At 71.1% G+C, this 25,768-nt stretch carries 25 protein-coding genes; 10 read left to right on the top strand and 15 right to left on the bottom strand.

The features are described 5' to 3' along the window. Nucleotides 1–503 precede the first annotated feature (503 nt). Nucleotides 504–1,169 (bottom strand): DNA-3-methyladenine glycosylase, encoded by a 666-nt coding sequence (locus ACWCWD_RS07710; protein ID WP_450770986.1) that lies wholly within the window; start codon nucleotides 1,167–1,169, stop codon nucleotides 504–506. Between the two features lie 89 nt (nucleotides 1,170–1,258). Between ACWCWD_RS07710 and ACWCWD_RS07705 the strand changes: the two genes are divergently transcribed. The 3 genes from ACWCWD_RS07705 to ACWCWD_RS07695 all read left to right on the top strand — a co-directional run bounded on the left by ACWCWD_RS07705 (nucleotide 1,259) and on the right by ACWCWD_RS07695 (nucleotide 3,355). Beyond that, on the top strand, nucleotides 1,259–2,041 hold the full coding sequence (locus tag ACWCWD_RS07705; protein WP_450770984.1) for a sporulation protein: 783 nt from the start codon (nucleotides 1,259–1,261) through the stop codon (nucleotides 2,039–2,041). 131 nt (nucleotides 2,042–2,172) lie between these two features. Continuing rightward, nucleotides 2,173–2,706, top strand: coding sequence for a YbhB/YbcL family Raf kinase inhibitor-like protein (locus ACWCWD_RS07700; RefSeq protein ID WP_450770982.1), 534 nt, complete (start codon nucleotides 2,173–2,175; stop codon nucleotides 2,704–2,706). Nucleotides 2,707–2,848: 142 nt separating this feature from the next. Beyond that, nucleotides 2,849–3,355, top strand: coding sequence for an HNH endonuclease (locus ACWCWD_RS07695; RefSeq protein WP_387372393.1), 507 nt, complete (start codon nucleotides 2,849–2,851; stop codon nucleotides 3,353–3,355). Between the two features lie 132 nt (nucleotides 3,356–3,487). Here ACWCWD_RS07695 and ACWCWD_RS07690 read toward each other — a convergent pair whose 3' ends face one another. The 4 genes from ACWCWD_RS07690 to ACWCWD_RS07675 all read right to left on the bottom strand — a co-directional run bounded on the left by ACWCWD_RS07690 (nucleotide 3,488) and on the right by ACWCWD_RS07675 (nucleotide 7,017). Further along, nucleotides 3,488–4,255 (bottom strand): sulfite exporter TauE/SafE family protein, encoded by a 768-nt coding sequence (locus ACWCWD_RS07690; RefSeq protein WP_450770979.1) that lies wholly within the window; start codon nucleotides 4,253–4,255, stop codon nucleotides 3,488–3,490. Between the two features lie 244 nt (nucleotides 4,256–4,499). Continuing rightward, the gene (locus ACWCWD_RS07685) at nucleotides 4,500–5,444 is read right to left on the bottom strand and encodes an SPFH domain-containing protein (protein ID WP_327174997.1); all 945 of its coding nucleotides are present in this window, start codon (nucleotides 5,442–5,444) and stop codon (nucleotides 4,500–4,502) included. A gap of 132 nt (nucleotides 5,445–5,576) precedes the next feature. After that, nucleotides 5,577–6,002: an NfeD family protein gene (locus ACWCWD_RS07680; RefSeq protein WP_450770977.1), complete on the bottom strand. Its 426-nt coding sequence runs from the start codon at nucleotides 6,000–6,002 to the stop codon at nucleotides 5,577–5,579. A gap of 217 nt (nucleotides 6,003–6,219) precedes the next feature. After that, nucleotides 6,220–7,017 (bottom strand): ABC transporter ATP-binding protein, encoded by a 798-nt coding sequence (locus ACWCWD_RS07675; protein WP_450770975.1) that lies wholly within the window; start codon nucleotides 7,015–7,017, stop codon nucleotides 6,220–6,222. Nucleotides 7,018–7,162: 145 nt separating this feature from the next. Between ACWCWD_RS07675 and ACWCWD_RS07670 the strand changes: the two genes are divergently transcribed. Beyond that, the gene (locus ACWCWD_RS07670; RefSeq protein ID WP_450770973.1) at nucleotides 7,163–7,951 is read left to right on the top strand and encodes a hypothetical protein; all 789 of its coding nucleotides are present in this window, start codon (nucleotides 7,163–7,165) and stop codon (nucleotides 7,949–7,951) included. A 101-nt stretch (nucleotides 7,952–8,052) separates the two neighbouring features. Here the strand turns inward: ACWCWD_RS07670 and ACWCWD_RS07665 are convergent, their stop codons facing one another. After that, entirely contained in the window at nucleotides 8,053–8,697 is a 645-nt protein-coding gene (locus tag ACWCWD_RS07665) for a response regulator (protein WP_450770971.1), read from the bottom strand. After that, on the bottom strand, nucleotides 8,690–9,835 hold the full coding sequence (locus tag ACWCWD_RS07660; RefSeq protein ID WP_450770969.1) for a GAF domain-containing sensor histidine kinase: 1,146 nt from the start codon (nucleotides 9,833–9,835) through the stop codon (nucleotides 8,690–8,692). The genes ACWCWD_RS07665 and ACWCWD_RS07660 overlap by 8 nt, the downstream gene beginning before the upstream one ends. A gap of 520 nt (nucleotides 9,836–10,355) precedes the next feature. On the opposite strand from ACWCWD_RS07660, the gene ACWCWD_RS07655 reads away from it, so the two are divergent. Then, on the top strand, nucleotides 10,356–11,156 hold the full coding sequence (locus tag ACWCWD_RS07655) for a transglycosylase SLT domain-containing protein (protein ID WP_450770967.1): 801 nt from the start codon (nucleotides 10,356–10,358) through the stop codon (nucleotides 11,154–11,156). A 134-nt stretch (nucleotides 11,157–11,290) separates the two neighbouring features. Here the strand turns inward: ACWCWD_RS07655 and ACWCWD_RS07650 are convergent, their stop codons facing one another. Then, nucleotides 11,291–13,879, bottom strand: coding sequence for an FHA domain-containing protein (locus ACWCWD_RS07650; RefSeq protein WP_450770965.1), 2,589 nt, complete (start codon nucleotides 13,877–13,879; stop codon nucleotides 11,291–11,293). A gap of 320 nt (nucleotides 13,880–14,199) precedes the next feature. Here ACWCWD_RS07650 and serB point away from each other — a divergent pair, with 320 nt between their 5' ends. Then, complete coding sequence (gene serB / locus ACWCWD_RS07645) at nucleotides 14,200–15,456, top strand: phosphoserine phosphatase SerB (RefSeq protein ID WP_450770963.1); 1,257 nt, start codon at nucleotides 14,200–14,202, stop codon at nucleotides 15,454–15,456. A gap of 96 nt (nucleotides 15,457–15,552) precedes the next feature. Here serB and ACWCWD_RS07640 read toward each other — a convergent pair whose 3' ends face one another. The 4 genes from ACWCWD_RS07640 to ACWCWD_RS07625 form a co-directional block, all read right to left on the bottom strand. Further along, on the bottom strand, nucleotides 15,553–16,071 hold the full coding sequence (locus ACWCWD_RS07640) for a SixA phosphatase family protein (RefSeq protein WP_450770961.1): 519 nt from the start codon (nucleotides 16,069–16,071) through the stop codon (nucleotides 15,553–15,555). Between the two features lie 89 nt (nucleotides 16,072–16,160). Beyond that, entirely contained in the window at nucleotides 16,161–16,367 is a 207-nt protein-coding gene (locus tag ACWCWD_RS07635) for a hypothetical protein (RefSeq protein ID WP_450770959.1), read from the bottom strand. 176 nt (nucleotides 16,368–16,543) lie between these two features. Continuing rightward, nucleotides 16,544–16,660, bottom strand: coding sequence for an SGM_5486 family transporter-associated protein (locus ACWCWD_RS07630; RefSeq protein ID WP_327175008.1), 117 nt, complete (start codon nucleotides 16,658–16,660; stop codon nucleotides 16,544–16,546). Nucleotides 16,661–16,677: 17 nt separating this feature from the next. Beyond that, entirely contained in the window at nucleotides 16,678–17,985 is a 1,308-nt protein-coding gene (locus tag ACWCWD_RS07625) for a CynX/NimT family MFS transporter (RefSeq protein WP_450770957.1), read from the bottom strand. 246 nt (nucleotides 17,986–18,231) lie between these two features. Here ACWCWD_RS07625 and ACWCWD_RS07620 point away from each other — a divergent pair, with 246 nt between their 5' ends. Further along, nucleotides 18,232–18,906, top strand: a complete 675-nt coding sequence (locus ACWCWD_RS07620; RefSeq protein ID WP_450770955.1) for a FadR/GntR family transcriptional regulator — start codon at nucleotides 18,232–18,234, stop codon at nucleotides 18,904–18,906. 105 nt (nucleotides 18,907–19,011) lie between these two features. Here ACWCWD_RS07620 and ACWCWD_RS07615 read toward each other — a convergent pair whose 3' ends face one another. The 3 genes from ACWCWD_RS07615 to fabG all read right to left on the bottom strand — a co-directional run bounded on the left by ACWCWD_RS07615 (nucleotide 19,012) and on the right by fabG (nucleotide 21,140). Further along, nucleotides 19,012–19,401: a hypothetical protein gene (locus ACWCWD_RS07615; RefSeq protein WP_450770953.1), complete on the bottom strand. Its 390-nt coding sequence runs from the start codon at nucleotides 19,399–19,401 to the stop codon at nucleotides 19,012–19,014. Nucleotides 19,402–19,647: 246 nt separating this feature from the next. Then, nucleotides 19,648–20,415 (bottom strand): enoyl-ACP reductase FabI, encoded by a 768-nt coding sequence (fabI, locus tag ACWCWD_RS07610; protein ID WP_450770951.1) that lies wholly within the window; start codon nucleotides 20,413–20,415, stop codon nucleotides 19,648–19,650. Nucleotides 20,416–20,420: 5 nt separating this feature from the next. Beyond that, a complete protein-coding gene (gene fabG, locus ACWCWD_RS07605; RefSeq protein WP_450770950.1) occupies nucleotides 20,421–21,140 on the bottom strand; it encodes a 3-oxoacyl-[acyl-carrier-protein] reductase in 720 nt (239 codons plus the stop codon). Nucleotides 21,141–21,402: 262 nt separating this feature from the next. Between fabG and ACWCWD_RS07600 the strand changes: the two genes are divergently transcribed. The 3 genes from ACWCWD_RS07600 to tyrS all read left to right on the top strand — a co-directional run bounded on the left by ACWCWD_RS07600 (nucleotide 21,403) and on the right by tyrS (nucleotide 25,715). Next, complete coding sequence (locus tag ACWCWD_RS07600; RefSeq protein ID WP_450770949.1) at nucleotides 21,403–22,926, top strand: TldD/PmbA family protein; 1,524 nt, start codon at nucleotides 21,403–21,405, stop codon at nucleotides 22,924–22,926. Further along, nucleotides 22,923–24,317, top strand: coding sequence for a metallopeptidase TldD-related protein (locus ACWCWD_RS07595; protein ID WP_450770948.1), 1,395 nt, complete (start codon nucleotides 22,923–22,925; stop codon nucleotides 24,315–24,317). Before ACWCWD_RS07600 ends, ACWCWD_RS07595 begins: the two co-directional genes overlap by 4 nt. Nucleotides 24,318–24,446: 129 nt before the next feature. Further along, a complete protein-coding gene (tyrS, locus tag ACWCWD_RS07590) occupies nucleotides 24,447–25,715 on the top strand; it encodes a tyrosine--tRNA ligase (protein ID WP_450770946.1) in 1,269 nt (422 codons plus the stop codon). The last annotated feature ends 53 nt before the right edge of the window (nucleotides 25,716–25,768 follow it).

Below are 25,768 nucleotides of genomic sequence, written 5' to 3'. Positions count from 1 at the left end.
GCGTTGACTTTTGGCACGCTGTTGAGTTCTCAAGGAACGGACGCTTCCTTCGGTCCCGTTTCACCGGGGCCCTCCGGGCGCTTCCCTTCGTTCTTGCGTTTCCGACTCTATCAGACTCTTTCGTGTCCGATTCCCGGTCGAAGCGGGTTTCGCTTTCCAGTTCTTCGCTTTCGCGTTTCCCTTTCCGGCGAGTCCGACTCTACCAGACTCTTTTTCGTTCCGTTTCCGGTCCGAAGTTGATTCCGGCGGCCTGTCGGGGCCTTTGCCTCATGTCTGCCTTTCGGCTTCTTTTCGGCGATGCCGCTACCGTAGTCCATTTCCGCGACGACTCATAATCGAGTGTTCGAAGCGAAATTCGGGCATGCCGAATTCGCACCCGTCAGGGCGGATCGAAGGTAGTGGTTGGCCGCATCGAGGCCAGTCGGTGTGGTCCGGAGGACCGGTCCGACAACTGCACCCGTGTAAAGCGGCTCGGACCACATTAGGGACTGCCCGAGGCTGCGTCAAGTCCGGCGGCGCCGCGGGGCGTGGGCCCGGTAGGGACTCACGGTCGGGTCGCCGTCGATCCAGAAGCGCCAGGGCTGGTGGGCGCCGTCGCCGCCGACTCCGGTGCGCGGACCGCTCCGCACCTGGTCACGCGGTGGCGGGGTGCCGTACAGGACGGACATCGGCTCCGGCGGGCCGGCGACGACATCGCTTCCGTCGAGTGTCCGGTCGATCGAGAGAGCGGTTGCCAGACGGGCCGGGCCTTTGGCGAGTTCTCGGTCGTGCCGGGCCGAAAGCCGACGGGGACGGGTGAGATCCGCACCGGTACGGATCTCACCGGCCCGCAGCAGCACCCCGCTCGCCCACCCCTCAGGGCCGCACACCAGGTTCAGGCAGTGCCACATCCCGTACGTGAAGTAGACGTACGCGTGGCCCGGCGGGCCGTACATCACGCCGTTGCGGGCCGTTCTGCCGCGGAAGGCGTGCGAACCGGGGTCGATCTCGCCCGCGTACGCCTCCACCTCGGTCAGGCGCACTTCGATGGGCCCCTCGGCGGTGCGCCGCACCAGCGTGCGGCCGAGCAGGTCCGGGGCCACGTCCAGGACGTCGCGGTCGAAGAAGTCCCGCGTCAACGGCGTGCGGTCCGGGAGATCCGTCGTGGCGTCGTCAATGGCGTCGTTCATGGCGACCGAGGGTACTGGCGGAACGGTGGGGGGAACCGGCTACGGTCAGGGCGCGTATGTAGGGGTCAGACACCTATAAGGAGAAAACCATGGGCTTCAAGCGGCTCCTCGCGAGCATGGGCGCCGGCGGCGCGTCGGTGGAGACGGAGCTCGTCGAGCTCAACGTCGTCCCCGGTGGCGTCGTCCAGGGCGAGGTGCGGGTCCAGGGCGGGTCCGTCGCCCAGCAGATCCAGGGGCTCTCGGTCGGTCTGCAGGCGCGGGTCGAGGTGGAGGGCAACGACCAGGAGTTCAAGCAGGACATCGAGTTCACCAAGCTGCGGCTCGGCGGGGCGTTCGAGGTGCAGGCCGGTGCCGTCCACGTGGTGCCGTTCGGGCTGGAGATCCCGTGGGAGACGCCCATCACCACGTTCGCGGGGCAGAACCTGCACGGCATGAACATCGGGGTGACGACGGAACTGGAGATCGCCCGCGCGCTGGACTCCGGTGACCTGGACCCGATCAACGTCCACCCGCTCCCCGCCCAGCAGGCGATCCTGGACGCGTTCGGCCAGCTCGGTTTCCGTTTCCGCAGCGCGGACATGGAGCGCGGCCACATCCGGGGGACGCGCCAGCAGCTGCCGTTCTACCAGGAGATCGAGTTCGTACCGCCGCAGCAGTACCGCGGTCTGAACCAGGTCGAGCTCTCCTTCGTCGCGGACGACCGCGAGATGGACGTCGTCCTGGAGATGGACAAGAAGCCGGGGCTGTTCAGCGAGGGCAGCGACTCGTACCGCTCCTTCCGGGTCGGTCTGAACGACTTCCACCAGACGGACTGGGCGGCCTACCTCAACCAGTGGCTGGCCCAGGTGGGCGGTCAGCGCAACTGGCTGTAACACCTCCTCCCGGACCGTCGTCCGCCGGGTCGTGCCGGGGCCCGGACGGGCGTCCGGCATGATCCGTGGGAGACGTCCAGGTCCCGGTGGGGAGCGCCCCGCCGGGACCGTACCGAAGGAAAGGTGCTGATGTGACCGAAGCGAAGAGGGCCCCGCTCCCGCACGACTTCCACCCCGAGGTGCCCGCGTTCACGGTGGTGAGCGACGACATCGCGCCGGGTGCCGTGCTGGCGGACGCGCAGGTGTACGCGGAGGGCAACACCTCCCCGCAGCTGCGCTGGGAGGGATTCCCGGCCGGGACGAAGAGCTTCGCCGTGACGTGCTTCGACCCGGACGCCCCCACCGGCAGCGGATTCTGGCACTGGGTTCTGTTCGACATCCCCGCCTCGGTCACCGAACTGCCGGCCGGTGCGGGCAGCGGTGCTTTCGCCGGGCTGCCCGGCGGAGCCGTGCAGGCGCGCAACGACTACGGGTCGAAGGACTTCGGCGGTGCGGCGCCGCCGGCCGGTGAGAACCACCGCTATGTCTTCACGGTGTACGCCGTGGACACGGAGAAGCTCGGTCCGGACAGTGACGCCTCCCCGGCCGTGGTCGGATTCAACCTGCGTTTCCACACGCTGGGCCGCGCGCAGCTGATCGGTGAGTACGCCTCTCCCGAAAGCTGAGCGTTCTTCTCCCGTTTGCCCTGCCCCGGTCTTGGAGAGATCTGGGCAGGGCACTTTTTATTGCGTTGTCCCGCACGGCCCGTCCGGCCAGAGTTGGTCCGGGCCCGCCGCAGTGCGGGCAGCACAAGGGGAGGCGGGCAGGATGCGTGACACGTTGGTTCTCAACGCGAGCTTCGAGCCGCTGTCGACGGTGACCCTCAACCGTGCGGTGGTGCTCGTCCTGACGGACAAGGCGGTCGTCGAGCAGGCGGATCCCGGCCTGCGGATGCGTGGTGCCGCCGTCGACATCCCGGTGCCCCGCGTGATCAGGCTCTGCAGGTACGTACGCGTGCCGTTCCGAAGACAGGCGCCGTGGTCGAGACGGGGAGTCCTCATACGTGACCAGCACCGTTGCGCGTACTGCGGGCGGCGCGCGTCCACCGTGGACCATGTGGTGCCGCGGGCCCAGGGCGGTCAGGACACCTGGCTGAACACCGTGGCGTCCTGTGCGGAGGACAACCACCGCAAGGCCGCCAGGACGCCGGAGCAGGCGGAGATGCCGTTGCTGCGGCAGCCGTTCGTCCCCTCGCCGGCCGAGGCGATGCTGCTGGCGATGGCGTCGGCCGACCGTTCGTCGCTGCCGGACTGGCTGGACCGTACCGCCGCCTGACCGCGGGAGTCGTGGGTCCACCGCGAGGTCATGACTCCACCGCGAGGGTCCCGAGTCCGCCCGGGTCCGATCGACGTACGCCCGTTGGCGTACCGGAAGCCCGTCTCCATGGGGGAGGCGGGCTTCCGCGTGTCAGCGGAGGAGCAGTTGGACAAGGGCGCAGATTCCCACCGCCACGATGAGGCATCGCAGCACGGTGGGGCTGAGGCGGCGGCCGACCCGGGCGCCGATCTGGCCGCCGAGGGTGGAGCCGACCGCGATGAGGAGGACGGCGGTCCAGTCGAAGTCGGCGACGAAGAGGAAGAAGAGCGCGGCGACGCTGTTGACGACGGCGGCCAGGACGTTCTTGACGGCGTTGAGTCGCTGCATGGTGTCGTCGATCAGCATGGTCATCAGGGAGAGATAGATGATCCCCTGGGCGGCCGTGAAGTAGCCGCCGTAGACGCTGGCGAGAACGAGGCCGACGGCGAGCAGCGGGCCGCCTTCGGGGTGCGCGGGGGTGCCGGAGCGTTCACGGCGGCGCTGCACGGCCTTGCTGATACGGGGCTGGAGCACGATCAGCACGAGGGCGAGGGTGACCAGGACCGGGACGATGGTTTCGAACGCGGTGGAGGGCAGGGCCAGCAGGAGGGTGGCGCCGGCGAGTCCGCCGATCAGGCAGCTGATGCCCAGTCTGATGACGCGTGGGCGTTGGCCCTTGAGCTCCTCGCGGTAGCCGATGGCCCCGCTGACGGAGCCGGGCACGAGGCCGAGGGCGTTGGAGACGGTGGCGGTGACCGGCGGCAGGCCGACGGCGAGCAGCACGGGGAAGGTGATCAACGTGCCTGATCCGACGATGGTGTTGATCGTTCCCGCGGCGGTGCCCGCGGCGAGGACGGCGAGCATTTCCCAGAGGGACAAGGCCACTCCTTCGGTGAGCGTTGACGCATCCCCGCCATGAAGGTCGGGGTGCCGCACCGATCATGCACGAAGGCCCGGGGCGGGCCGGACGGGGGCCCCTGGAAGGGGAGTTCCACCGTCCGGCCGCACCACCGGGCCGGGTGCGCGGGAGAGGCCGTGTGCACGGAGCGTAGGAGAAGCCGTGTGCACGGGAGGGGCCGTTCACGCCGCGGGGAGCCGGGGCCGCGCTCCCGGGAGGGCCGGGTCAGTCGACCGGGGGCTCCTCACGGCGCTCCTTGCTCGGGCGGGACCCGCCGGTGTCGAAGCCCGGGACGCCGCCGCCGAGGTTGCCGAAGGCGCCGCTGAGGCCCTTGAGGGCGTCACCGATCTCGCTGGGCACGATCCAGAGCTTGTTGGCGTCGCCCTCGGCGATCTTCGGCAGCATCTGGAGGTACTGGTACGAGAGGAGCTTCTGGTCCGGGTCTCCCGCGTGGATGGACTCGAAGACGGTCCGGATCGCCTGGGCCTCGCCCTCGGCGCGCAGGGCGGCCGCCTTGGCGTCACCTTCGGCGCGCAGGATCGAGGACTGCTTCTCGCCCTCGGCGGTGAGGATCTGGGACTGCCGGATGCCTTCGGCGGTGAGGATCGCGGCGCGCTTGTCACGGTCGGCGCGCATCTGCTTCTCCATCGAGTCCTGGATGGAGGTGGGCGGTTCGATGGCCTTGAGCTCCACGCGGTTGACGCGGATGCCCCACTTGCCGGTGGCCTCGTCCAGGACACCGCGCAGGGCCGCGTTGATCTCCTCGCGGGAGGTCAGGGTCCGCTCCAGGTCCATGCCGCCGATGATGTTGCGGAGGGTGGTGACGGTGAGCTGCTCGATCGCCTGGATGTAGCTGGCGACTTCGTACGTCGCGGCGCGGGCGTCCGTCACCTGGTAGTAGATGACCGTGTCGATGTTGACGACCAGGTTGTCCTGGGTGATCACCGGCTGCGGCGGGAAGGGCACGACCTGCTCGCGGAGGTCGATGCGGTTGCGGATGGAGTCGATGAACGGGACGACGATGTTCAGCCCCGCGTTGAGCGTGCGGGTGTAACGCCCGAAGCGCTCGACGATGGCGGCGCTGGCCTGCGGAATGATCTGGATCGTCTTGATCAGGGCGATGAAGACGAGCACCACCAAAATGATCAGGACGATGATGACCGGTTGCATCGTGTGCCTCAAGCCCTTCGATAGCCGACGGATCCTGGTGATCTGGTCGCGCTCTCACTGTGACGGACCGGGCGAGCCGACATGATCGACTTCGAGTGTCGCAGAACTCGCCCTGCCGCGTGGCCGGTTCGGTCACATGACGACGGCGGTGGCCCCGTCGATGTCGACGACGTCGACCTGTTGGCCCGGCTCGAAGCTCTGGGTGTCGTCGAGTGCGCGGGCCGACCAGATCTCGCCCGCCAGCTTGATGCGCCCGCCGCCGCTCCCGTCGACGCGTTCGAGCACGACGGCCTGGCGGCCCTTCAACGCGTCGATCCCGGAGGAGAATTGGGGGCCGTCTCCCCGGTGGCGCGCGGCGACCACGCGCACCACGGCGACCAGCGCGACGGAGACGACGACGAACACCAGCACCTGGGCCACGATGCCGCCGCCGAGTGCGGCGACGATCGCCCCAGCGACCGCGCCGACCGCGAACATCCCGAACTCCGGCATGGCGGTGAGGACCAGGGGAATGCCCAGCCCCACCGCCGCGATCAGCCACCACACCCACGCGTCCATGTCGTCATGGTAGGACCGCATGTGCCCCAGGGACAGGGGCCCCGTGGGGCGGGATCCGGCCAGGTGGTGTCCGGCGGACCGGCGCCGGGCCGCCCGGGACGGGAGGCGGTCCGCCCAGGGGTGTCAGCCGGATCCGACCGGGGACAACACCTTCCGAAACGTGTCGCGAAAGTCCCGCCTGCCCTCCGGGCGGACGGCGCTACCTTCGCAACGCGCTTCAGGACAGCGGCAGTCCGCGCGCGGTGTAGCGGTCGCCCTGGTGCTCGACGACGAGCGGCAGGCCGAAGCAGCGGGAGAGGTTGCGCGAGGTGAGCTCGGTCTCCATGGGGCCGGCGGCGAGCACCTTGCCCTGCCGGATCATCAGGACGTGGGTGAACCCCGGCGCGATCTCCTCGACGTGGTGGGTCACCATGATCATGGAGGGGGCGTACGGGTCACGGGCCAGGCGGCCGAGGCGGCGCACCAGATCCTCGCGTCCGCCGAGGTCGAGTCCGGCGGCGGGCTCGTCGAGCAGGAGCAGCTCGGGGTCGGTCATCATCGCGCGGGCGATCAGCGTGCGCTTGCGCTCGCCCTCGGAGAGGGTCCCGAACTTGCGGTCGAGGTAGTCGTTCATGCCGAGCCGGTCGAGGAAGGCGCGGGCGCGCTGCACGTCGACCTCCTCGTAGTCCTCGTGCCAGGTGGCCGTCATGCCGTACGCGGCGGTGAGCACCGCCTGCAGGACGGTGAGGCGCTTGGGAAGCTTCTCCGCCATGGCGACGCCGGCGATGCCGATGCGCGGGCGGAGCTCGAAGACGTCGGTGCCGACGCCGCCGAGCTGCTCGCCGAGGACCCTGGCGGTTCCCGTGGACGGGAAGAGGTAGCTGGAGGCGATGTTGAGCAGCGTCGTCTTGCCGGCGCCGTTCGGGCCGAGGATGACCCAGCGCTCCCCCTCCTTGACCGACCAGGAGACGTCTTCCACCAGAGCGCGTCCGTCGCGGACCACGGATACGTCCACCAGCTCCAGTACATCGCTCATGAGCGCGTTGTCTCCCCATGCAGTGTCGAGATCGTCGCGTGCCGGAGGGCACAGCTCCCACGCAAAACTTACGCCACCCGGGGAGCGCTCCGGCCGCGAGGTCCGTTCCCGCCGGGGAGCGCGCGGCAGCTCTTAGGCTGTTCCCATGCTTTCGGAACCACGCTCAGGGCTGCTGGCCGCCTGGGGAAACGCGCTGCTCGCCGGACTGGTGTCTCCGGACGACGCGGCGGACGCGATCGTCGGAGAGGACGCGGTGCACCGCGTCGAGGGACTGCCCGGTGAGGCGGGGCCCGTGGGGCTCACGCTGGCGCTGGGGCGGCTGCGGGGGCTGGGGGTGACGGGTTACCGGGTGGCGCTGCCGGCCCCGGGGCATCCGCTGGGGCTGAGCGGTCCGCCGGAGTTCAACGCCCGGGCGCTGGAGACCGGGGAGGCGGTGGTCGCTTCCGGGGCCGCGTACGGGCTGGTGCCGGAGGTGACCGAGGCCGGGCCGCCCGGCGATCTGCACATCGAGGTGGTGTGGCGGGTCACACCCGTACGGGAGGCGCCGCCGGCGGACGTGCCGTCGCTGGGCGAGGCGGAGCGGGAGCTCGCGGAGGCGCTGCGGGACGCGACGGCGCTGCTGTCGCGGCTGGACGTGGCGGGCTCCGGGCCGGTGGCCGAGGCGGCGGTGGACGCCTACCGGGCGCGGGCGGAGCGCGGGCGCGAGGTGCTGGCCCCGGGGTACCCGCCCCGGGCGGTACGCGTGCTGGAGCTCGCCCAGCGGGTGGGGCTGCTGATCGAGCTGGCGTACGAGAACGGGCACGGCGGTGCGGTGAGCGCCTCGGAGATCGCGGCCCGGGGCGAGGCGCTGCGTCCGGTGGAGCGGGTGGCGCGCAGGGCGCAGGTGGCCGCGTACAACGCGTACGTGGAGGAGGGCGAGCGGGGGCGGCGGTAGGGGCAGCCCCTCCCGCGCCCCCGCGCCTTCCGGCCGGAGGCGGGCCCGGTCGCCCTGGTCGCCCGCTTCCGGTGGCCGGTCGCCCGGTTCGCCGCCCCCGGTCAGCCGGCCATTCCGTGGCGTACGGCCCAGAGGGCGGCCTGGGTGCGGTCGGCCAGGTCGAGCTTCATCAGGATGTTCGAGACGTGGGTCTTGACGGTCTTCTCGGACAGCACCAGCGCCCGGGCGATCTCGCGGTTGGACCGGCCGTCCGCGATGAGCCCGAGCACTTCGCGCTCGCGCTCGGTGAGGGTGGTGCCCCGGCCCGTACCGCCGCCGCCGTCCTCCTGGGCGAGGAGCGCTCCGGCCACCTCGGGCTGGAGCAGGACGTGGCCCGCGTGGACGGAGCGGATGGCGCCGGCCAGGGCGTCCGGGTCGACGTCCTTGTAGACGTACCCGGAGGCTCCGGCGCGCAGGGCGGGGACGACGGTCCGCTGCTCGGTGAAGCTGGTGACGACGAGGACCCGTGCGGGGTTGGCCAGTTCGCGGAGCTTGCGCAGCGCCTCGATGCCGTCCGTGCCGGGCATCTTGATGTCCATCAGCACCACGTCGGGGCGGAGCTCCTCGGCCTGGGCGACGCCCTCCGCGCCGTCGGAGGCCTCTCCGACGACCTCTATGTCGTCCTGCACCTCCAGGAAGGTGCGCAGCCCGCGCCGGACGACCTGGTGGTCGTCGACCAGCAGGACGCGGATGGTCTTGTCAGCCACCGGGGACCTCCATCTCGATCGTGGCGCCCTTTCCGGGCGCCGATTCCACGCTGAGGGTGCCGCCGACGCTGTGCGCGCGGTGGCTCATCGAGACGAGGCCGAGGTGGCGGCCCGCCTGGCGGACCGCCGTGGGGTCGAACCCCTGGCCGTCGTCGGTGATCCGCAGCACGGTGCCCGCGCCGCGCCGGGTCAGGGCGACGGTGACGCGGGCGCCGCCGGAGTGGCGCAGCGCGTTGTGCAGGGCCTCCTGCGCGACGCGCAGCAGCGCCTCCTCCTGGGCCGCGGGCAGCGCCCGTACGCCGTGGCTCTCGAAGGTGACCCGCGCGCTCTGCGCCCGGTCGAGGACCTGGACCTGGGTACGGAGGGTGGCGACGAGGCCGTCCTCGTCGAGTGCGGCCGGGCGGAGCTCGACGACGGCGGCGCGGAGCTCGTCCACGGCCTCGGCGGCGAGGGCGGCGACCTGCTGGAGCTCGCCCTTGGCGCGTGCGGGGTCGCGGTCGACCAGGGCGGCGGCGGCCTGGGCGGTCAGCCGCAGGGAGAAGAGCTTCTGGCTGACGGCGTCGTGCAGCTCGTGGGCGAGGCGGGAGCGCTCCTCGGCGATGGTGAGCTCGCGGCTGCGCTCGTAGAGGCGGGCGTTGGTGAGGGCGATGGCGGCGTGCTGGGCGAGGATCGAGAGGAGTTCCTCGTCCTCGGCGGTGAAGCCGCAGGTCCCCTCGGGTTTGGGGCACCTCTTGTTGGCCAGGTAGAGCGCGCCGATGGTCTCGTCGCCGTCCTGGATCGGCAGGCCGAGGAAGTCCGACATGTCGGGGTGGGCGTCGGGCCAGCCGCCGAAGCGGGGGTCCTTGCGGACGTCGCTGAGCCGCTCGGGCCTCGCCTCGTGGAGCATCGCGGCGAGGATGCCGTGCTGCCGGGGCAGCGGGCCGATCGCCTTCCACTGTTCGTCGCTGACGCCGTCGACGACGAACTGGGCGAAGCCCCCGTGGTCGTCGGGGACGCCCAGCGCCGCGTACTCGGCGTCGAGCAGCTCGCGGGCGGAGGCGACGATCGTCTTGAGGACGTCGCGCATGTCCAGCTGCCGGCTCATCGCGAGCAGCGCGGCGCTCACGGCGGCGAGACCCGACGGTCGGAGGTGGCTCATACGCCTCACGGTACCGGCGGCGCACGGGGCCCGTATCGGCCTGTGGACGGCGGTGGCCCGGGCCATCGGTCCTAGGTCGTGTCGTCAAAGCGCCGTCTGCCGGGCGCTGCCCGGCACGGCTGCGAGGAAGGGCGCCCGGAGGCCGTACGCCCACGCGGGCGCCCTTCCTCGCGCGGGCGCGGACCGGCCTCCGGTCCCGCCGGGAACTTCCCCTGACACTGCGGATTGCTCATGCAACGCGCAGTGAGACCGGCGGTTGCTCGATGTGAGCCCACGCATAGGACTCACGTCACGTACGAAGCCCGTTAGTGGATGAATAAGGGTGATTTAAGCCGTCATGACGGGCCTCGACGAAACGGACATAAGACTCTGATCCACTAGGCGGCTTCGTACGTCACACCTTTGCCAGGGCATTTTGCGGTCGCTAAGAATTGCATTTCCACCTGACAGAGAGGCGCACCGCCACTCTCCGTCCTGGCGCCCCGCACGGGGTTCCAACGATTCGAAGAGGTACGTCTGCATGTCCGCGTCCCGCATATTTGACCGAACCCGTCGTCTGAACAAGACGCAGAAGCTGTCCGTCGCCGGCGTCTCCGCGCTGGGTGTTGCCGCCCTGACGTTCTCGCTGGTTCCCAGCAGCGCTCAGGCCGAGAGCACCAACGCCTCCGTGGCGTCGTCCCCGGTCGTCTTCGCGTCGGCAGCCGACTCGGCTCAGGCCAAGGCCGTGCAGGACAGCGTGATCGAGCAGAACTCGACCGCCGCCAAGCTGGTGAAGGCCGCCGACGCCGCCAAGGCGAAGGACGAGGCCGCCCGCACCAAGGCCGTCGCCGACGCGAAGGCGCTGACCGACGCCAAGGCGGCACAGCGTGCCGAGGCCGAGGCGAAGGTGAAGGCCGCGGACGAGGCGAAGGCCAAGGCCGCCGCCGAGGCGAAGTCCGACGCCGCGCAGCGCTCCTCCAACGAGTCCGCCAGCCGCTCCGCCGAGCGGAAGCCGGTCTACGCGAACAACCTGGACGGCTGGATCCGCGAGTCCCTCGCGATCATGAAGGAGAAGGGCATCCCCGGTACGTACGAGGGGCTGCACCGCAACATCATCCGCGAGTCCAGCGGTAACCCGCAGGCCATCAACGACTGGGACATCAACGCCCAGAACGGTGTCCCGTCGATCGGTCTGCTGCAGATCATCAAGCCGACCTTCGACTACTACCACGTCCCGGGCACGGTCCACAGCCAGTACGACCCGGTCGCCAACATCACCGCCGCGGCCAACTACGCGGCCGACAAGTACGGCACGATCGACAACGTCGACAGCGCGTACTGACCGGCTCCTCGCGGCAGGACCGCGGGCCCAGGGCCTGAGCACGGCTGAAACGCCGGAGGGCGGCACCCCGAGTGGGGTGCCGCCCTCCGGCGCGTCCGCGTACCCGGGCACGGCCGGGAGCGCGGGGGTGTCCACTACTTGCGCATGACCTCGGGCTCGTGGCGGCGCAGCAGCCGGGCGACCACGAAGCCGCAGGCGACACCGAACGCCACCAGCACCGCGAGGTCGGTGGCCCACGCGCCCGCCGAGTGCTCCCAGAGCGGGTCCAGATCAGTGGGGTTCTCGGCGTCCCACGGTGGCATGAGACGGGAGAGGTCGAGCGTGGTGCCCACCGCGGCCACGCCCCAGCGCGACGGCGCCAGCCAGGCGAGCTGTTCCAGGCCGGGAGAGTCGAAGATCTGGAAGAGCACCCCGGCGAAGACGACCTGCACGATCGCGAACATGACGAGCAGCGGCATGGTCTTCTCGGCTGTCTTCACCAGCGAGGAGATGACCAGGCCGACCATCACCGAGGCGAAGCCGAGCGCCATGATCGAGACACAGATCTCGGCGGCCGGCGACATGACGAGCCCTTCCTCCGGCAGCTGCCGGCCGTGGAGACCGATGACGCAGATGATGACGCCCTGCAGCATCGTGATCACGCCCAGCACGATGACCTTGGACATCAGGTACGCGGACCGGGACAGGCCGGTGGCCCGTTCCCGTTCGTAGATGATGCGTTCCTTGATCAGTTCTCGTACGGAGTTGGCCGCACCGGCGAGGCTTATGCCGACCGCGAGGACCAGCACGATCGAACCGGCCTTGCCGTTGAACTTGCGGGGATCGGCCGGGGCGACCAGGCCGAGCTTGGCCGGGATGACCATGGCAAGGGCGCCCAGGACCACGGGCAGCATGACCATCAGGCACAGAAAGAACTTGTCGGACGCCAGGACCGAGACGTACCGGCGGATCAGGGTCCACAGCTGTGTCGCCCAGCCCTGCGGCTTGGGCGGGCGCAGCTGCTGCGGGGGCGCGGTGTTCACGGGCTGCGCGGCGACGGCGTCGATGTCGGCGGCGTACATCTGGTAGTGCTGCGAGCCACGCCAGCGGCCCGCCCAGTCGTAGTCGCGGTAGTTCTCGAAGGCGGAGAAGACGTCGGCCCAGGTGTCGTAGCCGAAGAAGTTGAGCGCCTCCTCCGGCGGCCCGAAGTACGCCACCGCACCGCCGGGTGCCATGACGATCAGCTTGTCGCAGATCGCCAGCTCGGCGACGGAGTGGGTGACGACGAGGACCGTACGGCCGTCGTCGGCGAGCCCGCGCAGCAGCTGCATCACGTCGCGGTCCATGCCCGGGTCGAGGCCCGAGGTCGGCTCGTCCAGGAACAACAGCGACGGCTTGGTCAGCAGCTCCAGGGCGACCGAGACGCGCTTGCGCTGGCCGCCCGAGAGAGAGGTGACCAGCTTGTCCTTGTGGACGTCGAGCTTCAGCTCGACGAGGACCTCCTGGATGCGGGCCTGGCGCTCGGCCTCGGTGGTGTCGGCGGGGAAGCGGAGCTTGGCCGCGTACTTCAGCGCCTTGGTGACCTTGAGCTCCTTGTGCAGGATGTCGTCCTGCGGGACGAGCCCGATGCGCTGGCGCAGCTCGGCGAACTGCTTGTAGAGGTCACGGTTGTCGTAGAGGACGTCGCCCTGGTCGGCGGGCCGGTAGCCGGTGAGCGCCTTGAGCAGGGTGGACTTGCCGGAGCCGGACGGGCCGATCACCGCGACCAGCGACTTCTCGGGGATGCCGAAGGAGACGTCCTTGAGGATCTGCTTGCCGCCGTCGACCGTCACCGTCAGGTGTCGGGCGGAGAAGGAGACCTCACCGGTGTCGACGAACTCCTCCAGCCGGTCCCCGACCAGCCGGAAGGTGGAGTGGCCGACACCGACGATGTCGTTCGGCCCGAGGAACGCGGAACCGGACTTCTGGAGCTGCTGGCCGTTGACGTACGTGCCGTTGTGCGAGCCGAGGTCGCGGATCTCGAAGCGGCCGTCGGGGGTCGCGTGGAACTCGGCGTGGAGGCGCGAGACCTGGAGGTCCGAGACGACCAGCTCGTTCTCCAGGGCACGGCCGATGCGCATGACCCGGCCGAGCGCCAGCTGGTGGAAGGTGGTCGGGCTGCGGTCGCTGTGCACCGGTCCCCCGGCCCCCGCGAAGGGCCCCTGCTGGTGCGGGACCTGGGCCATCCGGTCCTGCGCCTGCGCTGTCCGGTCCTGCGGCTGCTGCCAGGGCTGCTGCGGCGCGGGCTGCTGCGGCGCGGGGGCGACGGGAGGCTGGTACGGGGCTGCCTGCGGCTGGTACGGCGCCGCCTGCTGGGCCTGCGCCACCGGCGGCTGGTACGGGGCCTGCTGGTACGGGGCCTGCTGGGCCGGTCCGGCCTGCGCCTGCGGCGGCGCGGCGGCGGGAGCGGTCAGGGCGACCCTGGGTCCGTCGTTGGCGTTGCCGAGGCGCACTTCGGTGCCGGGGCCGATCTCCGCCCGCTGCACCCGGTCGCCCCGCACATAGGTGCCGTTGGTGCTGCCGTGGTCCTCTATGAACCAGCCGTTTCCTCCCCAGCCGATCGTGGCGTGCCGCCACGACACCCGGGCGTCCTCGAACGTCAGGTCCCCCTGTGGATCACGTCCGAGCGTGTACGACCTGGACGGATCGAGCGTCCAGGTTCTGCCATTCAGTTCCAGTACGAGTTCTGGCACTCCGCGCCCCACTTGTCGTCCCCCGTTTTTCCCCCGCTGTGCGGAAGCCCAGGGATGCTGAACATCGGGGGGCACTATTCCAGGGAGTCTCCCCGATCCGAAAGCCGGGCGTCCCGGGGCGCGTTGGCGGGAGTCGGCCCGGCGGCGGCACAGCGGGCCCCGCGAAGGTGTCCCGGGAGGTGCCCGGCGGTCTCCCGGAAGGTGCCCCGGAGGTGTCCCGGGCGGGGCCGCAAGCGGTGCCGGAGGCAGCCCCGCAGGTCGCGGGGCCCGGGTGTCCGCCACTCGGGACGGCGTGCCGGGGCTCCGCGGGCGACCGATACGGTGGAACCACCATGAGCGCATCTCAGCCATCTCAGTCTCCCTCGTCCTCCGAGCTCCCCGGGTCCCGTCCGGGCGGCGACTCCCCCACTCTTCTGGTGAAGATCTTCGGGAAGGACCGTCCCGGTATCACCGCCGGGCTCTTCGACACGCTCGCCGCCTACGCGGTGGACGTCGTGGACATCGAGCAGGTGGTCACCCGTGGCCGGATCGTGCTGTGCGCGCTGGTGACCACCCCGACGGCCGGCGGCACCACCGAGGGCGATCTGCGGGCGACCGTGCACAGCTGGGCCGAGTCCCTGAAGCTGCAGGCCGAGATCATCTCGGGGACGGGTGACAACCGTCCGCGCGGCGACGGCCGTTCCCACGTGACCGTGCTGGGCAACCCGCTGACCGCCGAGTCGACCGCCGCCATAGCGGCCAGGATCACGTCGACCGGTGCCAACATCGACCGGATCTTCCGGCTCGCGAAGTACCCGGTGACGGCCGTCGAGTTCGCGGTCTCCGGCGCGGGCACCGAGGAGCTGCGGACCGCGCTGGCGGTGGGGGCCGCGCAGATCGGTGTGGACGTGGCGGTGATGTCGGCCGGTCTGAGCCGCCGGGCCCAGCGCCTGGTGGTGATGGACGTGGACTCCACGCTGATCCAGGACGAGGTGATCGAGCTCTTCGCCGCGCACGCGGGCTGCGAGAAGGAGGTCGCCGCGGTGACCGAGCAGGCGATGCGCGGGGAGCTGGACTTCGAGCAGTCCCTGCACGCCCGGGTCGCCCTGCTGGCCGGACTCGACGAGTCCGTCGTGGAGAAGGTGCGCGCGGAGGTCCGGCTGACCCCCGGGGCCCGTACCCTCATCCGTACGCTGAAGCGGCTCGGCTACCAAGTCGGCGTCGTGTCGGGCGGGTTCACCCAGGTCACGGACGACCTCAAGGAGCGGCTGGGGCTGGACTTCGCCTCCGCCAACACGCTGGAGATCGTCGACGGGAAGCTCACCGGGCGGGTCGTGGGCGACATCGTGGACCGGGCGGGCAAGGCCCGGCTGCTGCGCAGCTTCGCCGCGCAGGCCGGCGTTCCACTGGCGCAGACGGTGGCGATCGGGGACGGCGCCAACGACCTGGACATGCTGAACACCGCGGGTCTCGGGGTGGCGTTCAACGCCAAGCCGGTCGTCCGGCAGGCGGCGCACACGGCGGTGAACGTGCCGTTCCTGGACACCGTGCTCTATCTGCTGGGCATCACCCGCGAAGAGGTCGAGGCGGCGGACGCCCCGGGCGCCTGAGGACGCTCCGCCCGTTCCCCGTACGTACACGGAAGGGCCCCGGCACGCGGCGTGCGTGCCGGGGCCCTTCCGTACGGTGGAACATACGGTGGGACCTCAGTCGATGGGCGTCCAGTAGCCGGTGAGCCTGCCCGCGCCGAGTTCGACGCTCTTCCACGTGCCGGGGAACTCCAGGACGGCGTAGGCGGCGGTCGCGAAGCCGTCCCTGGTCATCCGGGCCAGTACATCGCTCTCGGCGGAGCCCGCGAGGGCGTCGGCCGCGCCGTGCATCCCCGGGTTGTGGCCGATGACGAGCAGGTTGCGCACCTCGTCGGGGGTTTCGTTGAAGAGGGCGATGAGTTCGCCGAGGGAGGCGTCGTACAACCGCTCCTCGTACACGGTCCTGGGGCGCTGCTCGAACTCGTGGACCGCCAGCTTCCAGGTCTCCCGCGTCCTGGCGGCGGTCGAGCACAGGGCAAGGTCGAAGTCGATGCCGGAATCGGCGAGCTTCCGCCCGGCCACGGGCGCGTCCTTGCGTCCGCGCTCCGCGAGCGGCCGCTCGTGATCGGAGGCTTGCGACCATTCCGCCTTCGCGTGCCGGAGAAGAACGATCCTGCGAGGTGTGTCGACGCTCATGTCGTTCAGCTTCGCACGAATCGGCGCCCCGGGCGCAGGGTGTTGACGGGCTCGACCGCCAGGGGTGAAAGGGAGGGCCACGAGGGGGTTCAGTAGGACAAATGATCGAGCGCGCGCTCGACGAACCGGCCGAGACCGGGGTCGGCGGAGGCGGCGTGCGCCTGCTCCGGGTCGGTGATCATGAGCAGCAGCACGGCGAACGCGAGCACCGGCAGAGCCAGCGCCCACCAGGGCAGCCGCACCGGAGCCCCGGCGGCCGGCCCGCGCGCGGGCCGGGGGTTCGTACGGGCCGGCATGGCCGCCTCCGAGGGTCGTGGGTTCCTTTACTCAGAACCTACGGAAGGGCGGTCGGGCCGCCCATCCGGTGACCCACCCACTCGACCCTGAACCTGGCCCCCTAGGGGATGGTGGGGCTGTCCCCACCCTCCCCCGGAGGCCGTGCCGTGCCCGGGCGGGCGGACGGCCGCCGTCGTCAGGGGGCGAAGACCGAGGCGATGACTCCGATGATCACAGTGATGAGAAGCATGGCCCCGAGCACGAGGAGAAGCTTCTTCTGGCCGTTCTGGGGATGCGGATCGAGCACTGGCATGAGGCAAGTCTCGCATCTCACCCATGGCCGTCGATCGTCCGGTCCCGTCCGGCGAACACGCCCACCACGATCTGCGGAACCATCAGCGCCGCCATGAAGGCGATGGGCAGGCCCCAGCCGCCGCTGCGCTCGTTGAGCACGCCGACGAGGAGCGGGCCGGGGATCGAGATCAGATAGCCGGTGGACTGGGCGAACACCGAGAGCCGGGCCACGCCCGCGCCGGTGCGGGTGCGCATGCCGATCATGGTGAGGGCGAGCGGGAAGGAGCAGTTGGAGATGCCGAGCAGCACCGCCCAGAACCAGGCGCCGCCCGCCGGAGCGAGGTAGAGGCCGGCGTACCCGGCGAGGCCGCAGATCCCCAGGACGAGGACGATCGGGCCCTGGTTGCGCATCCCGGCGGCGACCCGGGGGATGACGAAGGCGAGCGGCACGCCCATGACCATGGTGATGGCGAGCAGCACGCCCGCCGTGCTCGCCGAGATCCCCGCGTCCCGGAAGATCTGCGGCATCCACCCCATGGTGATGTACGCGGCGGTGGACTGGAGCCCGAAGTAGCAGGCGAGGGCCCAGGCGGTCGGAATCCTGGTGATCCTGAAGCCGACGGCCGCCTGCTGCGGGACGGCCGCGGCCACCCCTCCCGGGGCGCCCGCGCGGCTGCGCACCACCAGCGGGATCCAGACCAGTACGGCGAGAACGCCGAGCGAGGCCCAGACCGCGAGGCCGGTCCGCCAGCTGCCGCCCAGCGCGTCGGTCACCGGCACGGTGGCCGCGGCCGCCAGGGCGGTGCCGAAGGCGAGGGCCATCGAGTAGAGGCCGGTCATCGATCCGACGCGGTCGGGAAACCAGCGCTTGACGATCACCGGCATCAGGACGTTGCCCACCGCGATACCCATCAGGGCGAGGGTGCTGGCGAGCAGGAATCCGACGGTGGAACCGGTGAAGGGGCGGATCAGCAGGCCGGCGGTGATCGCGACCATGCCCGCGAGGACGACGGCGGCGGGGCCGAAGCGGCGGGCGAGGCGGGGGGCGGTGATCCCGAACACCGCGAAGCAGAGCTGCGGCACCGAGGTGAGGGCGCCGGCGACCCCGCCGCTCATGTGGAGCCCGTCGCGTACCTCTTCGAGGAGCGAGCCCAGGCTGGTGATGGCCGGGCGGAGGTTGAGCGCGGCCAGGACGAGGCCGGCGGCGAGCAGGCGCGGCAGCCACGGGGAGACCGTCGCGGGGGTGTCCCCGGCGGGGGGCGCGGACTTCGGGACGGTCGGTTCGGGACCCCGTGCCGGGGTCGCGGCGGCCGGGTCGGGTGTCTCGGTGACGTCTTCCAGCATGACGCCATCATAGAATCATGGGATGATTGGTTGTCCACCCCGGCGCGACGGCGCTCCGGGGCGCGGACACACCGGCGACGGCGCTGCCGGGGTACGGACACCACCGGCGACGGCGCTCCCGGCGAACGGACGTCCCGGGCGCTCCTGACAGAATCCGGACCACGCCTCGCCGCACCCGGAAGCCGGGAGGTTTCCGGGCCACCGAGGGCTCGGAGCACTGCGGAGCACTGCGAAGCAAGGAGTCTCATGGCGCTGACGTCCCCCCGGCGCTCGGCACTCGCCGACCAGGTGATTGCCCAGCTGAGGAACCAGATCACCTCGGGCGAGTGGCCCGTCGGCTCGCGCATCCCCACCGAGCCGGAGCTGGTCGAGCAGCTCGGCGTGGCCCGCAACACGGTCCGTGAGGCGGTGCGCGCCCTCGCCCACAACGGTCTGCTGGACATCCGCCAGGGCTCGGGAACCTACGTGGTGGCCACCAGCGAGCTGGCCGGGGTGATGCAGCGGCGCTTCGCGACCGCCGATACCCGCCACGTGTCCGAGCTCCGGTCGGTACTGGAGTCGGCGGCGGCGCGGCTGGCGGCCGGACGGCGTACCGACCGCGACCTCAAGCAGATGGACGCCCTGATGGCGCGGCGCGAGGAGACCTGGGCGGCGGGGGACGCGGAGGGGTTCGTCGAGGCGGACGCCACCTTGCACCTGGCGATCGTGGCCGCCGCGCACAACGACGTACTGACCGGGATCTACGCGGACCTGGGCGACGTGCTCCGCGACTACCTGCGCGGCGACGTGGGCCCGGAGCTGCGGCCGGAGGACCTCATGGACCACGGGCGGCTGGTCGAGGCGATCCGCGAGGGCGACGCGCGGAGGGCGGCCGAGGAGGCGGGGGGTCACGCGCTGCACTGCCCGCCCGAAAGGCCCTGACCGGAAAGCCCTCGCGGGGAGCCCCAGCCGGAAAGCCCTTGCCGGAAAGCCCCGACCGGAGAGGCTCTGCCCGAAAGGCCCTGACCGGAGCGCCCCGGGCAGCCTTCAAGCGGCGTCCGGCGTCGCGCTGTGGGTGACCCAGGCGGTGGCCACCTCTTTCCAGCAGCGGTCCTGGAGCCGGACGGTCCGCCCCGGCTCGACGACGACCGCCGCGCCGTCGCCGTCCACGTCCCACCACCGGGCGCACTCCGTGTGCAGCCGGACATGGTCGAGGGAGGGGTACGGGTTGTGGCAGTAGGAGACCACCAGGGAGCCCTCGACCGTGGTGCGGCACTCCGATCCGGAGGGCTCCGGGGACGGTGTGCGGGTGCCCGAGCCCTCGGATCCGGCGGCTCCGCCCGATCCGGCGGCGTGGATCCCGACCGGGACCGCGAGGGCCGCGACGGCTGCCGCGGAGACGAGCAGAACCCAGGTGCGGCGACGCGTGGGACGCATGGCGTTCTCCTCCCCGCAGCCTGACCAGAGTCCGGTTCCTCCACATTCTGCGGTGGATCGGCGGTCTTTTCGACCCGGGGAGTCACGGACCGTGCACGGCGGGGCTCCAGCCGTGCTCCGTACGCCCCGTACGAGGCTCCCCCGGCCCGGTTCGCCGGGGCGGGACACGGACCGGAACGCGCGTCGGCCGCGCACCCTCCGGAGGGATCCGGATGCGGGTACGCGGCCGACAGGGGTCCGTACGGGTCAGGCGCCGATCATGTGCACGCCACCGTCGACGTGGATGATCTCGCCCGTGGTCTTCGGGAAGAAGTCCGACAGCAGGGCGACGACGCCCCGGCCGGCGGGCTCCGGGTCGGCCATGTTCCAGGCCAGCGGCGACCGGGTGTCCCAGACCTTCGCGAGGTCGCCGAAGCCCGGGATGGACTTCGCGGCCATGGAGCCGAGGGGGCCCGCGGAGATCAGGTTGCAGCGGATGTTGTCCGCGCCCAGGTCACGGGCGAGGTAGCGGGAGGTGGCCTCCAGCGCGGCCTTCGCCGGGCCCATCCAGTCGTACTGCGGCCACGCGAACTGCGCGTCGAAGGTGAGGCCGACGATCGAGCCGCCCTCGGTCATCAGCGGCTTGCAGGCCATCGCGAGCGACTTCAGCGAGAACGCCGAGACGTGCATCGCGGTGGCGACCGACTCGAACGGGGTGTTCAGGAAGTTGCCGCCGAGGGCGTCCTGCGGCGCGAAGCCGATGGAGTGGACGACGCCGTCCAGCGTGCCGAGCTCGTCGCGGACCAGACCGGCGAGCCGGTCGAGGTGCTCGGCGTTGGTGACGTCGAGTTCGAGCACCTTCGCGGGCTTGGGGAGCTTCTTGGCGATGCGCTCCGTCAGGGTGGGGCGGGGGAAGGCGGTGAGGATGATCTCCGCGCCCTGCTCCTGGGCCACCTTGGCGGTGTGGAACGCGATGGAGGACTCCATCAGCACCCCGGTGATGAGGATGCGCTTGCCGTCGAGAATTCCGCTCATGGTGATCAGTGACCCATGCCCAATCCGCCGTCAACGGGGATGACGGCTCCAGTGATGTACGACGCGTCGTCGGAGGCGAGGAAGCGGACCGCCGCGGCGACCTCCGCGGGCTGCGCGTAGCGGCCGAGCGGGACCTGGGCGACGATGCCCTTGCGCTGGTCCTCGGTGAGCACCTGCGTCATGTCGGTGTCGACAAAACCGGGCGCGACGACGTTGAGAGTGATGTTCCGCGAGCCGAGCTCGCGGGCCAACGACCGGGCGAACCCGACCAGTCCGGCCTTGGAAGCGGCGTAGTTGGCCTGACCGGCCGAGCCGAGGAGGCCCACGACGGAGGAGATGAGGACCACGCGGCCCTTCCTCGCGCGCAGCATGGCGCGGTTGGCGCGCTTGACCACACGGAAGGTGCCGGTGAGGTTGGTGTCGATGACGGAGGTGAACTCCTCCTCCGACATCCGCATGAGGAGCTGGTCCTTGGTGATGCCGGCGTTGGCCACCAGCACCTCCACGGGGCCGTGCTTCTCCTCGACCTCCTTGTAGGCCTGCTCCACCTGCTCGGCGTCGGTGATGTCGCAGCGGACGGCGAGCACACCCGCCTCGGTGAGTTCCCGGGGCGGCTCGCCGGAGCGGTAAGTGATCGCCACCTTGTCGCCGTTGTCGACGAAGGCGCGGGCGATGGCGAGGCCGATGCCCCGGTTTCCTCCGGTGACGAGAACCGAGCGGCTCAACGGATCACCCTTTCCTTGACGGTCTGGTACGTCGAAAACCTATCGGTACGGTGCGGCGTACGGAGAATCGGGCCCTGACAGTGGCTCGTGCGAGGTGCTGTGGGGTTCCCACAGTCGGTGCCGCCGGCGGTGGTGCTCCGGGCGGGCCGCGCGGGGCGCTTTCCGCGGTGGAGGTGATGCGCCCGACCGTCCATCACGCCCCGGCCGCCCCGTGATTGACTTCACGCCCGGGCACGATTCCACAGCGCAAGGGAGGCCGTCCGTGGCCCATGACATCGACCCGTCGTTTCTCGCCCTGCCCCTACGGGCCCTCGCCGACGCCGCCCTCGCACGGGCCCGCGCGCTCGGCTCCACGCACGCGGACTTCCGCTTCGAGCGGGTGCGCAGCGCCTCCCTGAGGCTGCGCGACGCCCGGCTCTCGGGGGCCTCGGACTCCACCGACCTCGGGTACGCGGTGCGGGTCGTGCACGGCGGGGCGTGGGGGTTCGCGTCCGGTGTGGACCTGACGATGGACGCGGCGGCGAAGGTGGCCTCGCAGGCCGTCGCCATGGCGAAGCTCTCGGCGAAGGTGATCGCGGCGGCGGGCTCCGACGAGCGGGTGGAGCTGGCGGACGAGCCGGTGCACGGCGAGCGGACCTGGGTCTCCTCGTACGGCATCGACCCGTTCTCCGTACCGGACGAGGAGAAGACCGGGCTGCTCGCCGAGTGGAGCGGGCGGCTGCTCGGGGCGGCGGGGGTCGCGCACGTGGACGCCTCGCTGAAGGCCGTCCACGAGAACAAGTTCTACGCGGACACCGCGGGCACGGTCACCACGCAGCAGCGGGTGCGGGTGCATCCGCAGCTGACGGCGGTGGCGGTGGACGGCACGACGGGCGAGTTCGACTCGATGCGGACGATCGCCCCGCCGGCCGGCCGCGGCTGGGAGTACCTGACCGGCACCGGCTGGGACTGGAACGGCGAGCTGGAGCGCATCCCGGGGCTGCTCGCCGAGAAGATGCGGGCGCCGAGCGTGGAGGCGGGGAGGTACGACCTGGTCGTCGACCCGTCGAACCTCTGGCTGACCATCCACGAGTCGATCGGCCACGCGACCGAGCTGGACCGGGCGCTGGGGTACGAGGCGGCGTACGCGGGGACCTCGTTCGCCACCTTCGACCAGCTGGGGAAGCTGGCGTACGGCTCCCCGGTGATGAACGTGACGGGCGACCGGACGACCGAGCACGGGCTTGCGACGATCGGGTACGACGACGAGGGCGTCGAGGCGCAGTCCTGGGACCTGGTCAAGGACGGCACCCTCGTCGGTTACCAACTCGACCGGCGCATCGCCAAGTTGACCGGCCTCGGCCGGTCCAACGGCTGCGCGTACGCCGATTCGCCGGACCATGTTCCGGTGCAGCGGATGGCCAACGTCTCGCTGAAGCCCGACCCGGGCGGGCTCTCCACCGAGGATCTGATCGGCGGGGTGGAGCGCGGGATCTACGTGGTCGGCGACCGCTCCTGGTCGATCGACATGCAGCGCTACAACTTCCAGTTCACCGGGCAGCGGTTCTTCCGGATCGAGAACGGTGAGCTGACCGGTCAGCTGCGGGACGTCGCGTACCAGGCGACGACCACCGACTTCTGGGGCTCGATGGAGAAGGTCGGCGGCCCGCAGACGTACGTGCTGGGCGGCGCCTTCAACTGCGGCAAGGCCCAGCCGGGCCAGGTCGCGGCGGTCTCGCACGGCTGCCCGTCCGCTCTCTTCCGGGGCGTGAACATCCTCAACACGACGCAGGAGGCGGGCCGATGAGCCGCGCGAGCAAGCCGTACGAGATCGTCGAGCGCGCCCTCGAACTGTCCACCGCCGACGGCTGCGTGGTCATCGCCGACGAGGCGTCCTCGGCCAACCTGCGCTGGGCGGGCAACGCCCTGACCACCAACGGCGTGACCCGGGGCAGGACGCTGACCGTCGTCGCCACCGTGGACGGCTCCGAGGGGACGGCCTCCGGGGTCGTCTCGCGCTCCGCCGTCACGGCGGACGACCTGGAACCGCTGGTACGGGCGGCGGAGGCGGCGGCCCGCGCGGCGGGTCCCGCCGAGGACGCCCAGCCGCCGGTCACCGGCGTACCGGTCTCCCCGGACTTCACCGACGCGCCCGCCGAGACCGGGTCGGACGTCTTCACCGACTTCGCGCCGGCCCTCGGTGAGGCTTTCGCACGGGCCCGCGCGGGCGGCCGCGAGCTGTACGGCTTCGCGCACCACCAGATGGTCTCCACCTACCTGGGCACCTCGGCCGGGCTGCGGCTCCGCCACGACCAGCCGACCGGCACCCTTGAGCTGAACGCCAAGTCGCCGGACCGCTCCCGGTCCGCGTGGGCCGGGCGGGCCACCCGGGACTTCAAGGACGTCGACCCGGCGGCCCTCGACGCGGAGCTGGCCCGGCGCCTCGGCTGGGCGGAGCGGCGGATCGAGCTGCCGGCCGGCCGGTACCAGACGCTGCTGCCGCCGACCGCCGTGGCCGACCTGCTGATCTACCAGTTCTGGTCGTCGACCGCCCGGGACGCCACCGAGGGCCGGACGGTGTTCTCCCGGCCTGGTGGCGGGACCCGGCTGGGCGAGACGCTCTCGCCGCTGCCGCTGACCCTGCGCAGCGACCCGCACGCGCCGGGGCTGGAGTCGGCCCCGTTCGTGATCGCGCACTCCTCGGGGGACGAGGCGTCCGTCTTCGACAACGGGCTGCCGCTCGAATCGACCGACTGGATCGCCGGCGGCCGGCTGGAGCGGCTGACCACCACCCGGCACACGGCGGCGTCGACCGGCCTGCCGCCGGCCCCGGCCATCGACAACCTGCTGCTGGAGGGCGGCGGCGAGCGGTCGCTGGACGAGATGGTGGCGGCGACCACCGGCCGGGCGCTGCTGCTGACCTGCCTCTGGTACATCCGGGAGGTCGACCCGGCGACGCTGCTGCTGACCGGGCTGACCCGGGACGGCGTCTACCTGGTGGAGGACGGCGAGGTGGTCGGCGAGGTGAACAACTTCCGGTTCAACGAATCGCCGGTCGACCTGCTCTCCCGCGCCTCCGAGGCGGGCCGCACGGAGCGGACGCTGCCGCGCGAGTGGGGCGACTGGTTCACCCGCGCCGCGATGCCGGCCCTGCGCATCCCGGACTTCAACATGAGCTCGGTCAGCCGGGGGGTGTGAGCAGGAGGTACGGGGCGCCCCCGGCCGTCATCGGATCGGAGGCGGCCCGGGCCACCGCTTAGACTGGCCGGGAGTGGGCCCGGCAGGCACGGAGGCCCACTGTTCACTCGCTGAAGGAGACACGGAACCGTGACGGACATCGTCGACGAGCTCAAGTGGCGCGGGCTGTTCGCCCAGTCCACTGACGAGGACGCCCTGCGCAAGGCTCTTGGCGACGGTCCGGTCACCTTCTATTGCGGCTACGACCCGACCGCGTCCAGCCTGCACGTCGGCCACCTGGTCCAGGTCCTCACCATGCGCCGGCTCCAGCGGGCGGGCCACCGCCCGCTGGCGCTGGTGGGCGGGGCGACCGGCCAGATCGGCGACCCCCGGCCGACCGCCGAGCGCACGCTGAACGACCCCGAGACGATCGCCGCCTGGGTGACCCGGCTGCGCTCGCAGATCGAGCCGTTCCTCTCCTTCGAGGGTGAGAACGCCGCGGTCATGGTGAACAACCTGGACTGGACCGCCGGCATGTCCGCGATCCAGTTCCTGCGGGACATCGGCAAGCACTTCCGGGTCAACAAGATGCTGACCAAGGACTCCGTGGCCCGCCGCCTGGAATCCCAGGAGGGCATCAGCTACACCGAGTTCAGCTACCAGCTGCTCCAGTCCATGGACTTCCTGGAGCTGTACCGGCGCCACGGCTGCATCCTCCAGCAGGGCGGCAGCGACCAGTGGGGCAACCTCACGGCGGGCATCGACCTGATCCACCGCCTGGAGCCCGCGGCGACGGTGCACGCGCTGGCGACCCCGCTGATGGTCAAGGCGGACGGCACTAAGTTCGGCAAGACCGAGGGCGGCGCCGTCTGGCTGGACCCGGAGATGACGACCCCGTACGCGTTCTACCAGTTCTGGCTGAACGTCGACGACCGCGACATCTCCCCGTACATGCGCATCCTCAGCTTCAAGTCCCAGGCCGAGCTGGAGGAGCTGGAGAAGGTCACCGAGGAGCGTCCGCAGGCCCGTACGGCGCAGCGCGCGCTGGCCGAGGAGCTGACGACGCTGGTGCACGGCGCCGACCAGTGCGCGGCCGTCATCGCCGCGTCGAAGGCGCTGTTCGGCCAGGGCGAGCTGGGTGAGCTCGACGAGGCGACGCTGGGTGCCGCGCTCTCCGAGCTGCCGCACGCGAAGGTCGCCGAGCCCGCGCCGCTGGTGGACCTGCTGGTCGAGGTCGGTCTCGCGCCGAGCAAGTCGGGTGCCCGCCGCACGGTGAACGAGGGCGGCGCCTACCTGAACAACGTCAAGATCACCGACGGCGACGCCCTGCCCGCCGCCGAGGACCTGCTGTACGGCCGGTGGCTGGTGCTGCGCCGGGGCAAGAAGAACCTCGCGGTGGTCGAGATCGCCGCGGGCTGAACCCTTTCGGACACGGCGGAGGCCGGGCACGCGTCATGCGTGTCCGGCCTCCG

This window comes from Streptomyces sp. NPDC001493 (genome assembly GCF_053597235.1).
This window is presented reverse-complemented; position numbering and strand designations above follow the sequence as displayed.

Bases quoted from the DNA above. Each gene is read 5' to 3' on its own strand.
- ACWCWD_RS07710 (WP_450770986.1), bottom strand. From the start codon at position 1,169: ATGAACGACGCCATTGACGACGCCACGACGGATCTCCCGGACCGCACG.
- ACWCWD_RS07705 (WP_450770984.1), top strand. From the start codon at position 1,259: ATGGGCTTCAAGCGGCTCCTCGCGAGCATGGGCGCCGGCGGCGCGTCG.
- ACWCWD_RS07695 (WP_387372393.1), top strand. From the start codon at position 2,849: ATGCGTGACACGTTGGTTCTCAACGCGAGCTTCGAGCCGCTGTCGACG.
- ACWCWD_RS07685 (WP_327174997.1), bottom strand. From the start codon at position 5,444: ATGCAACCGGTCATCATCGTCCTGATCATTTTGGTGGTGCTCGTCTTC.
- ACWCWD_RS07680 (WP_450770977.1), bottom strand. From the start codon at position 6,002: ATGGACGCGTGGGTGTGGTGGCTGATCGCGGCGGTGGGGCTGGGCATT.
- ACWCWD_RS07675 (WP_450770975.1), bottom strand. From the start codon at position 7,017: ATGAGCGATGTACTGGAGCTGGTGGACGTATCCGTGGTCCGCGACGGA.
- ACWCWD_RS07670 (WP_450770973.1), top strand. From the start codon at position 7,163: ATGCTTTCGGAACCACGCTCAGGGCTGCTGGCCGCCTGGGGAAACGCG.
- ACWCWD_RS07660 (WP_450770969.1), bottom strand. From the start codon at position 9,835: ATGAGCCACCTCCGACCGTCGGGTCTCGCCGCCGTGAGCGCCGCGCTG.
- ACWCWD_RS07655 (WP_450770967.1), top strand. From the start codon at position 10,356: ATGTCCGCGTCCCGCATATTTGACCGAACCCGTCGTCTGAACAAGACG.
- serB (WP_450770963.1), top strand. From the start codon at position 14,200: ATGAGCGCATCTCAGCCATCTCAGTCTCCCTCGTCCTCCGAGCTCCCC.
- ACWCWD_RS07640 (WP_450770961.1), bottom strand. From the start codon at position 16,071: ATGAGCGTCGACACACCTCGCAGGATCGTTCTTCTCCGGCACGCGAAG.
- ACWCWD_RS07635 (WP_450770959.1), bottom strand. From the start codon at position 16,367: ATGCCGGCCCGTACGAACCCCCGGCCCGCGCGCGGGCCGGCCGCCGGG.
- ACWCWD_RS07630 (WP_327175008.1), bottom strand. From the start codon at position 16,660: ATGCCAGTGCTCGATCCGCATCCCCAGAACGGCCAGAAGAAGCTTCTC.
- ACWCWD_RS07625 (WP_450770957.1), bottom strand. From the start codon at position 17,985: ATGCTGGAAGACGTCACCGAGACACCCGACCCGGCCGCCGCGACCCCG.
- ACWCWD_RS07620 (WP_450770955.1), top strand. From the start codon at position 18,232: ATGGCGCTGACGTCCCCCCGGCGCTCGGCACTCGCCGACCAGGTGATT.
- ACWCWD_RS07615 (WP_450770953.1), bottom strand. From the start codon at position 19,401: ATGCGTCCCACGCGTCGCCGCACCTGGGTTCTGCTCGTCTCCGCGGCA.
- fabI (WP_450770951.1), bottom strand. From the start codon at position 20,415: ATGAGCGGAATTCTCGACGGCAAGCGCATCCTCATCACCGGGGTGCTG.
- ACWCWD_RS07595 (WP_450770948.1), top strand. From the start codon at position 22,923: ATGAGCCGCGCGAGCAAGCCGTACGAGATCGTCGAGCGCGCCCTCGAA.